Source organism: Endothiovibrio diazotrophicus (assembly GCF_054657215.1).
In genome coordinates, this window is the sequence record NZ_BAAHXB010000167.1 from 1 (window position 1) to 8,704 (window position 8,704).

Below are 8,704 nucleotides of genomic sequence, written 5' to 3' on the forward strand. Positions count from 1 at the left end.
GTCCAAAACAGGAAGTTATTTTTTCGCGAGCCCTTACCTGTAGGAGCGGCCCCCAAGGCCGCGATGGCGCCCTGTCCACCGGCCCCCGCAAGCCGCGGGGGGGCCGGCACTTCGAACCATCGCGGCCTTGGGGCCGCTCCTACAGGCGACGGAACCCCGCCTCGTCGGACGTGCCCCCTCCGCCGACCACGGCGCGCGTAACGCGCCTTATGCGGTGGTGGCGTTGCGGTTGAGGGTGGTGGGGAGCAGCCGCTTCGCCTTGCGCTGCTCGCGCAACTGCTGCTTCAGCGACGCCACCAGCTGCGCGTCCGGCGCCTTGTCGGCGCACGGCGAGAGCAGGTTGTCGCGCTCCTCGGGGTCGCCGTCCAGATCGTAGAGCTCCCACTCGTCGGGGACGAAGTACTGCTCGGCGCCACCGTCGGGGTTGCCCACCGCGTTGCCGGTGAAGCGCGGGTTCTCGAAGTAGCGGCTCAGTTTGTAGAGGGTGCCGTCGATGCGGGTGATCACCGTCTCGATGTGGTGGGGCTGGATCACCGGCCGGTAGGGGAGCTGCTGGCGGGTGCTGACCGGGCGGCCGAGGGCCAGTTCGGTGGAGATCACGCCGCCGGGGGTGATCCCCTCGCGCCCCTCCTCCGCACTCTCGTTGGGGTTGGGGAAACCGGCGTTCTGCGCCCGGGTGGCGAGATAGAGCTCGGTGAACTTGGGCGGGGCCGCCTCGCTGAGCCCCTTGTCCACCTCGTCGTCGGTCATGAAATAGATCGGCTGGTCGTTGCCGCTGCCGTTGATCAGCGGCAGCAGGCTGCGGCCCACCGGGCGATGCACCTCGGTGTGGTTCTGCGCGAGACGCTCGCCGGCGGCCTCGGCGTCGATGCCGGCCAGCTCGAGCATCGTCGGCAGCAGGTCGACGTGGCTGGTGGTGGCGTCGCGGTGGCTCGACTGGCCGCCGCTGCGCTGCTGCGGCGTGGAGATCAGCAGCGGCACGCGGATGCACTCGTCGTAGGCGTTGTACCACTTCTGATGCATACCGCCGTGGGCGCCGAGCACGTCGCCGTGGTCGGAGGTGAAGATCACCACGGTGTCGTTGGCGATCGTCGGGCAGCCGAGCAGGGCGTCGTAGACCGACTCGATCTGCCGGTCCACCTGCTGCTGGAGGTAGAGGTAGAGCTGGTAGTAGGCGTCGGTGGTGGGCTGGCGGTAGTAGAACTGGCCGTAGTTGAGCACGTAGTCGCGCTGGCAGCGGGGCTTGTGGCAGAGCGCCTCGTGGCGGGTCGGCGGGTCGATCACCGGGATGCCGGAGAGGTCCGGTTCGGGCAGGCCGACCAGCTGCCACGACTGACCGGAGAAGACGATGTCGTGGGGATTGACGAAGGAGCAGACGGCGAGCCACGGACGGTAGTCGGCGTCGGTGGCGGCCTCCTGCTCCAGCTGCTGGAGCATGTCGATGGTCTGCTGGGCAAACCCGGGGTCGCGCATCAGGCCGGCGTTGTTGGCCAGCGCGCCGTGGGGCTCGGGACCGATCCAGCCGTCGAAGCCGTAGTCGGCGAGGCGGTTGGCCTTGCGGTAGAGGGCCTCGCGCTCGGGGTAGACGTTGCCCTCGGCGTCGGTGGTGAGCAGCCCGTTGTGGCTGCCGGGGATGATCAGGTCCTGGTCCGAGATGTGCCACTTGCCGTGGTAGAAGGTGCGGTAGTCGCTGCCGGCGCGGAACCAGTTGCCGAGCGTCGGCACGCTGTTGGGCGGCAGCCAGAAGAGTCCCGGATCGCTGGAGTTCTTGGCCAGGCCGGAGGTCTGGCTCACCCCATGGAGCGACGGGTACTGGCCGGTGAACAGTGTCGCGCGGCTCGGCTCGCAGGCGGTGGAGCCTGCGTAGTGGCGGGTGAAGCTCACCGCCGCATCGCGGATCTTGTTGCGGCCGGTGAGATGCTGCTCGCGCCAATCGGCGACCTGTTCGCCTTCGTAGTCCGGCGGGAAGCGCTCCTCGTCGGTCATGATGAGGAGGATGTTGGGGCGTCGTTGGGTCTGGCTCATGGGGTCCCTCGCTGCGTGTTCCCTGATGCCGGCGGCGGACGGCCGGCGCGAATGGCCCCCACGCAGCGGTTGCCGCGGAGGGGGGTAGCCAAGGGAGTCTAGGACAGCTCAGCAGGCTGGCGAACGACCGATTCTGACGACATTCTGGCATTCCACGGAAGGCGCCTGCGATCCGTCTCCAATGGTGCCCCCGTTCATCACGGCGCGCGCGGCACGCCCTATAGGGCGGCCCGTGGCCGCCGTGCCAAACGGAGGCAGCGACCGGAGGGCAACCGCGATCCGTCCCAAGTGCTACGCCGATTCATCCATGGCCCGAAAGGCCGTCAGGCCTGGCTCTTGCCGGGAGCGGTCAAGCCCCTTCGAGCGCCAGCTCCCCGAGGATTCCCAACCCCTTGGCCATCTCCTCGACGCTCGCCTGGGCATAGTTGAGGCGGATGAAGTCGCGGTAGCGACCCACCGGCGAGAAGAGCGGGCCGGGGGCGATGCTCACCCCGCGGGCCATCGCCCGGTGGTAGAGATCCATCGCGTCGGCGCCGTGGGGGAGCTGGACCCAGGCGACCAGGCCGCCGTCGGGGCTGGTGATGCGGCTCCCCTCGGGGAGCAGCCGCTGGGCCAGGTCGAGGAAGCGGTCGCGCCGCTCGCGGTAGGCCTTGCGCACCTCGCGCAGGTGGCGGTCGTGACCGCCGGACTCCAGGTAATCGGCGGCGGCAAATGCCGGCAGGGTGGCGGTGGCCATGCTGGTCACCAGTTTGAGGTGGGTGACCGCCTCGCGGTAGCGGCCCGGCAGTGCCCAGCCGATGCGCAGGCCGGGATCCAGGCTCTTCGACAGCGAGGAGCAGAGCAGCACGTTGCCGCCGCGGTCCCACGCCTTGACCGCCTTCGGCCGCTGCCCCTCATAATTCAATTCGCCGTAGGTATCGTCCTCGATCAGCGGCACCCCGGCCGAGTCGAGCAGTGCCGCCAGCTCCCCCTTGCGCGCGTCGCTCATGCGGTAGCCGAGCGGATTGCTGAAGTGGGGGGTAAGCACCAGCGCCTTCAACGGCCACTGCTCCAGGGCCAGGCGCAGGGCGTCGAGACTGATGCCGTGGCGCGGGTCGGTGGGGATCTCCAGGGTCTTCAGGCCGAGGGACTCGATCGCCTGCAGGGTGCCGAAGAAGGTGGGGGACTCGATCGCCACGGTGTCGCCCGCCTGCGCCACCGCCCGCAGGCACAGCGTCAGCGCCTCCTGGCAGCCGCTGGTCACCACCACCTCGTCGGCGTCCACCGCGACCCCGGCGTCCACCGCCCGGCGGGCGATCTGCAGGCGCAGCTTGGGATTGCCGGGGGGCATGTCGTAGTCGGCCAGCCGCGGGTCGGGGCGGCGCGCCAGCGAGGCGATGATCCGGTGCAGCCGCCCCACCGCCGGGAAGTCGGTGCGCGGCAGCGCGGTGCCCATCTGGATCGTCTCGCCGCCGCGCCCCGCGTGGAGCACCTGAAGCGCCAGCTGGCTGACCGTGACCGGCCGCGGTCGCGCCTCCGGGCGGCTCATGGCAGGGGCGGGCGGGCGCCGCGCCGGGGCCTTCACGTAGAAACCCGACTGCGGCCGCGGCTCGATCAGCCGCTCATCCTGGAGCAGTCCGTAGCCCTGCACCACGGTGGATACGCTCACCCCCAGCTGGCGGCTCAACCGCCGCACCGACGGCACCCGCTCGCCGGGGCGGAGGATCCCCCGCTGCACCTGCTCGCGGATGTGCCGGGCCACCTGTTCGTAGCGCGGGCTCTCTTCACCCATACAGTTTTCCTCCGGCTGGACCAGCACAGCCGGGCATTTGGCCAAACTGTGCTGGTTCAGTGTAGCTCAGTTTGGATCTGTAATGATCGGGGCGGCAGGCATAGGGTGGTAGCCACACCCCAACCACCGGAGAGCGTCATGGACAGCCCGCGCCGCGCCACCCTCTACGGCCTCGTCGCCGTCACCGCCTTCGCCGCCACCCTGCCGATGACCCGCCTCGCCCTGGACGGGTTTCCGCCGCTGGCGCTCACCTTCGCCCGCCTGCTGGGGGCGGCGCTGGCCGCGCTGGTCGCGCTGGCGGTGGTGGGCGCGCGGCTGCCGCAGCGGCGCCACTGGGGCGGGCTGGCGGTGGTCGCCTTCGGCGGGACCGGTTTCCCGCTGCTGGTGGCGCTCGCCCTGGAGGGGCATGAGGCGGCGCCGGGGGCGATCCCGCTGGCGCTGATCCCGCTGGCCACCGCCGCCTGGACCCGGCTGCGCGGGCACGAGCGGCCGGCCCCCGCCTTCTGGCTGTGGGCGGCGGCCGGGGCTGGACTGGTGCTGCACTTCGCCTGGGGGGACGGCGCCGGCAAGGTGGCGCCCGAGCTCTACCTCGCCGCGCTGATCGTGGCCCCCACCTACGCCGAGGGGGGACGGCTCGCCCGCGAGATGCCGGGCTGGCAGGTGATGGCCTGGGCGGTGCTGTTCGCCGCCCCCTTCTCGGCGCTGGGCTTCGGCCTCACCTGGGCGGGCCTGCCGGCACCCCACACACCGGCGCCGTGGCTGGCGCTGACCTTTCTCGTCCTGGTCAGCCAGTTGGGCGGCTTCTGGTTCTGGTACCGGGCGCTCGCCGCCGGGGTGGCCAGCGGCGCCCAGCTGATGTTGCTCCAGCCCTTCCTCACCCTGCTGCTGGCCGGGCTGCTGCTCGGCGAGTCGATCCCCCCGGCGCTCTGGCTCTACGCCGCCGGTGTGGTGGTGGCGATCCGCTTCGCCCGCCGCCCCCCTTCCCTTCCGCAACTGATCAAGGAGACCCAACCGTGACCGCACCGATCTACTGGCTCAACGGCCGCATCCGCCCCGCCGCCGAGGCGGTGCTCCCGCTCAACGACCACGGCCTGCTCTACGGCGACGGGGTGTTCGAGGGGATCCGCTTCTACCACCGCCGGCCATTCCGCCTGACCGCCCACCTGGAGCGGCTGGAGGCCTCGGCCCGCGCCCTGTTGCTGGAGCTCCCCTACGACCGGGCCGCCCTGGAGCGGGCGGTGACGGAGACCATCGCCGCCTTCGACGGGAGCGACGGCTACCTGCGGCTGGTGGCCACCCGCGGCGCCGGCACCCTGGGGCTCGATCCCGCCGGCTGCGCGGCCCCCAACCTGTTCCTCATCGCCGACCGGGTGGCGGTGGTCGGCGCCGGGCGGCGCGAAACCGGCATCGAACTGATCACCGCCTCCACCCGGCGACCGGGGCCGACGGTGCTCGATCCGCGGATCAAGAGCCTCAACTACCTCAACAACATCCTCGCCAAGCTGGAGGCGCGCCGCGCCGGGGCCGACGAGGCGCTGCTGCTCAACCAGCACGGCTACCTCACCGAGGGCACCGCGGAGAACCTCTTCCTGGCCCGCGGCGCTATCCTCTACACCCCGCCGGTGAGCGACGGCGCCCTCGACGGCATCACCCGCGCCGTGGTGCTGGAGCTCTGCGCGCGGGAGGGAATCGAAGCCTGTGAACGCTCACTCACGCCCTACGACCTGTATACCGCGGATGAGTGCTTCCTCTGCGGCACCGGCGCGGAGCTGATCCCGGTGCGCGCGGCGGACGGGCGGCCGCTCACCGCCGCCCCCGGCCCGCTCTACCGGCGGCTGGAGACGGCCTTCCGCGCACTCATCGACGAGGAGAGCACGAGATGAACGATACCCCCGGCGGACGACGGCACCACATCCACCTGCTGGCCCGCGACAACGAACGGCCGTGCCACCGGAAACGCCGCGGCGGCCGCGGGCCGCCCTATGGGAAAAGCCTTGCATACGGAATGCGGTGATCGCTCACGACGACACCGCGATCCGGTCAGGTCTTGGGCGGGGCGAAACCCGAGGTGTCGGCGAGCATTGCCGCCAGATTGCTGTCGATCCAGCGGAGACGCGCGGAGAGGTAGGTCTCCAGATCGCTCACGTATCCCTTCCAGTTGGCCACGGTGTCGTTGCGCCACAAGGTGAGGTCACGGGCGGCCGGCGAGGACTCCCCCCGGGTCGTCGTCGTAATCAGCGTCTTCTGCGTCGTGAGATAGGCGGTAAGGTTGGTGTCGTTGAACGCGCCGCCGGTCGCGTACTCCGTCTGCCACACCTTCCACACCTCGGCGCAGAACGCCTTGGAGGTGAGCAGCACCCACCACCAACAGGGGACCTGCGCGGGGTTGAGCGGGTTGGTCGGATCCTTCGACGGATCGGGGCTGCCCGTTTTCGCCGGCGGATTCTGCACCAGCGGGTTGTCGCTGCCGAACAGGGTCCAGCCGTAGCTCTCCACGTACCAGTAGTCGGACCCGTAGTTCTGAGTGTTGCCGTAGGACTTGTTCTTGTCCCACAGCGGACCGGCATAGAGCTGGTCGCCCTTCTTGAACATATAGGTGCTGCGGTGATAGCCGTCGGGGTCCTTGGCGATCTCGGCCAGCAGCAGGTAGCGGGCGAAGGAGGGGAGGTCGGTGTACTGGGCGAGCAGCGTGCCGAGCGTCTGCGGACTGCCGCCGGACGGTCCGAAGGGGTCGACCATCCGGGTCGCATCGGCATAGCCGGATGGCGGGCACTGGGGGTTTCCGCTCCACCCGCTGCCGGGACCATCGTAGGCCGACAGGGTGGCCCAGTTGGACCACCAATCGAGGATCTGTTGCAGCGACGGAGGAACCGGTGCGGGCAGGGTCGGCGGCGCATCGCCCGAGTCGATGCCGAAGTGGTCGGCCTTCGGCTCGCACAGCACCACCTGGTTGGCGCCCAGCGCCGGCAGGGTCGGCGGCATCGTGCCGTTGAGCGAGACGTACTTGCTGTCGACGTGGTTGGCCTGAAGGATCAGGTCGCCCACGTCGTCGTCGTGGGGGTGCTTCTTGTCGTATTTCCCCAGATCGAGGCGCGCCTTCTGCCCGCCGACCTTCTCCAGGTTGATGTAGAGCCCCTGGTAGAACCGGTACGCATCGGTCGCCACCGCGCCGAGATCCCACGCCCCGGTGCTCTTGTCGTAAATCCCCGGGCACAGCGCGGTGGTGCAGAGAAAGAGTTCGAAATAGGCGCTGTGCGGCGCCCAATAGTGATCGCCCGGGCCCCGCTGCATGTGAAACGCCATGGGATTGCGCAGGTAGGTGAAATCCACCGCACCGGCATCGTTGAAGACCCAGTGCTTGCCGGTATAGTCGAGTCCGACGAACGTCTCTCCTGCCGGCTTGCCGTCCAGGTGGACCGCGTATTGGACCTTGGCGTCGTCGCGGGTCGCCTCGCCACGCACGTGCATCTTGGCGGTGCTCGAGACCCCGGCGGAGGCGAGGTCGCCGAGCGCCTTGCCGGGGGCCAGGGTGACGATGGCGACCGGCTGTTCGGCGTAGAGTTTCTTGCCGTCGCCGTCGAAGAGGACGAAGACCAGGGGCAGGGGCGAGGTGAAGGTGGCAGGGAATTCGGTGGCGGCGGGCGGGGTCGGCTGTAGCGGCAACGCGTGCTCGGACATGACGTCAGGCTCCTTGTTGTTGTGGGGTCGTCGATCACCACCGATATCGACGCCGCGCCCGGTTCTTTGAGAAAAAATTTCACCAATAGGTAATATTACGGCCTCCGTTGGGACAACGACGCGCCCTCACCCGAAGGGAGGACGTCACCGCGGCTTGCGAGATCGAGATGGAATGGATCACCCCTGAACTGATGGCGCTGCTCTTCGCCGCCGGGCTGGCCGCCGGCTGGATCGATGCCATCGCCGGCGGCGGTGGGCTGATCGGCCTGCCGGTGCTGCTCGCCGCCGGCCTGCCGCCGCTGCCGGCGCTGGCCACCAACAAGCTGCAGGGGAGCTTCGGCGCCTTCGCCGCCACCCTTCACTACGCGCGGGCCGGCGAGATCGAGCTGCGCCGGGCGTGGCCCGAGGCGCTCGCCGCGCTCAGCGGCAGCCTGCTCGGGGCGTGGCTGGTGCAGGGACTCGACACCGCTTGGCTGCAACGGCTGATCCCGTTGCTGCTGGCCGCCTTCGCCCTCTACTTCCTGCTCTCGCCGCGGGTCGGCGACCTCGACAGCCAGCGTCGCCTCGGCCACGTCCCCTTCGCCCTGCTGGTGGGCGGCGGGGTGGGTTTCTACGACGGCTTCTTCGGCCCCGGCACCGGCTCGCTGTTCGCCGCCGCCTACGTGGCGCTGGCCGGCTACAACCTGCGGCGCGCCACCGCCCACACCAAGCTGCTCAACCTGGCCAGCAACCTCGCCGCGCTGGGGATGTTCACCGCCGCCGGGCTGGTGGTGTGGCCGGCGGGGCTGGCGATGGCCGCGGGCCAGCTGATCGGCGCCCGCCTCGGCGCCGGCACCGCGCTGAAGCACGGCGCGGCGGTGATCCGCCCGCTGCTGGTGATCGTCTCGCTGGCGATCTGCGTGAAGCTGCTGTTGGGCTGAGGAGGCCGTTCGGGCCGGATGGGCCGCACTCAGCGCAGCGACCGTCGCGGCGGTATCGAGCAGGGTGACGCCGATCCGCGCCAGCTCCTCGCGACCACGCTCGTAGAGGCCGGAGAGGGCATCGTCGCCCCCCCCCCCCCCCCCCCCCCCCCCCCCCCCCCCCCCCGTCCCCGCCCCCCCCCCGCCGCGCGGCCGCGGGGCGGCCGGCCAGCTCGGTGCCGCGCGGGGGCCGGCGGGGCGCGCCCGCGCACGGGGGGGGCGCGGCCGGGCCGGTCCGCGCGGCTGCGCGGGTGGGGGGGGGACGGTGACG

Annotated in this window: 6 protein-coding genes; 3 read left to right on the plus strand and 3 right to left on the minus strand. The window is 70.6% G+C overall.

Annotated elements, in window-relative coordinates; all coding sequences use genetic code 11:
* Positions 1 to 207: 207 nt before the first annotated feature.
* Positions 208 to 2,025: a sulfatase-like hydrolase/transferase gene (locus tag ACYQ2W_RS24330; RefSeq protein ID WP_459873263.1), complete on the minus strand. Its 1,818-nt coding sequence runs from the start codon at positions 2,023 to 2,025 to the stop codon at positions 208 to 210.
* Positions 2,026 to 2,374: 349 nt separating this feature from the next.
* Positions 2,375 to 3,796: an aminotransferase-like domain-containing protein gene (locus tag ACYQ2W_RS24335; RefSeq protein ID WP_459873265.1), complete on the minus strand. Its 1,422-nt coding sequence runs from the start codon at positions 3,794 to 3,796 to the stop codon at positions 2,375 to 2,377.
* Positions 3,797 to 3,934: 138 nt separating this feature from the next.
* Here ACYQ2W_RS24335 and ACYQ2W_RS24340 point away from each other — a divergent pair, with 138 nt between their 5' ends.
* On the plus strand, positions 3,935 to 4,813 hold the full coding sequence (locus ACYQ2W_RS24340; RefSeq protein WP_459873267.1) for a DMT family transporter: 879 nt from the start codon (positions 3,935 to 3,937) through the stop codon (positions 4,811 to 4,813).
* A complete protein-coding gene (locus ACYQ2W_RS24345; protein WP_459873269.1) occupies positions 4,810 to 5,679 on the plus strand; it encodes an aminotransferase class IV in 870 nt (289 codons plus the stop codon). Before ACYQ2W_RS24340 ends, ACYQ2W_RS24345 begins: the two co-directional genes overlap by 4 nt.
* A gap of 157 nt (positions 5,680 to 5,836) precedes the next feature.
* Here the strand turns inward: ACYQ2W_RS24345 and ACYQ2W_RS24350 are convergent, their stop codons facing one another.
* Positions 5,837 to 7,474 carry a CotH kinase family protein gene (locus ACYQ2W_RS24350; RefSeq protein WP_459873271.1) on the minus strand — a complete coding sequence of 546 codons (1,638 nt, stop codon included), beginning with the start codon at positions 7,472 to 7,474 and terminating at the stop codon, positions 5,837 to 5,839.
* Positions 7,475 to 7,641: 167 nt separating this feature from the next.
* Here ACYQ2W_RS24350 and ACYQ2W_RS24355 point away from each other — a divergent pair, with 167 nt between their 5' ends.
* Positions 7,642 to 8,394: a TSUP family transporter gene (locus ACYQ2W_RS24355; protein ID WP_459873273.1), complete on the plus strand. Its 753-nt coding sequence runs from the start codon at positions 7,642 to 7,644 to the stop codon at positions 8,392 to 8,394.
* Positions 8,395 to 8,704 lie beyond the last annotated feature (310 nt).

Excerpts from the sequence above, each read along its gene's own strand:
- ACYQ2W_RS24330 (WP_459873263.1), bottom strand. The coding sequence starts at position 2,025 with ATGAGCCAGACCCAACGACGCCCCAACATCCTCCTCATCATGACCGAC.
- ACYQ2W_RS24335 (WP_459873265.1), bottom strand. The coding sequence starts at position 3,796 with ATGGGTGAAGAGAGCCCGCGCTACGAACAGGTGGCCCGGCACATCCGC.
- ACYQ2W_RS24340 (WP_459873267.1), top strand. The coding sequence starts at position 3,935 with ATGGACAGCCCGCGCCGCGCCACCCTCTACGGCCTCGTCGCCGTCACC.
- ACYQ2W_RS24350 (WP_459873271.1), bottom strand. The coding sequence starts at position 7,474 with ATGTCCGAGCACGCGTTGCCGCTACAGCCGACCCCGCCCGCCGCCACC.
- ACYQ2W_RS24355 (WP_459873273.1), top strand. The coding sequence starts at position 7,642 with ATGGAATGGATCACCCCTGAACTGATGGCGCTGCTCTTCGCCGCCGGG.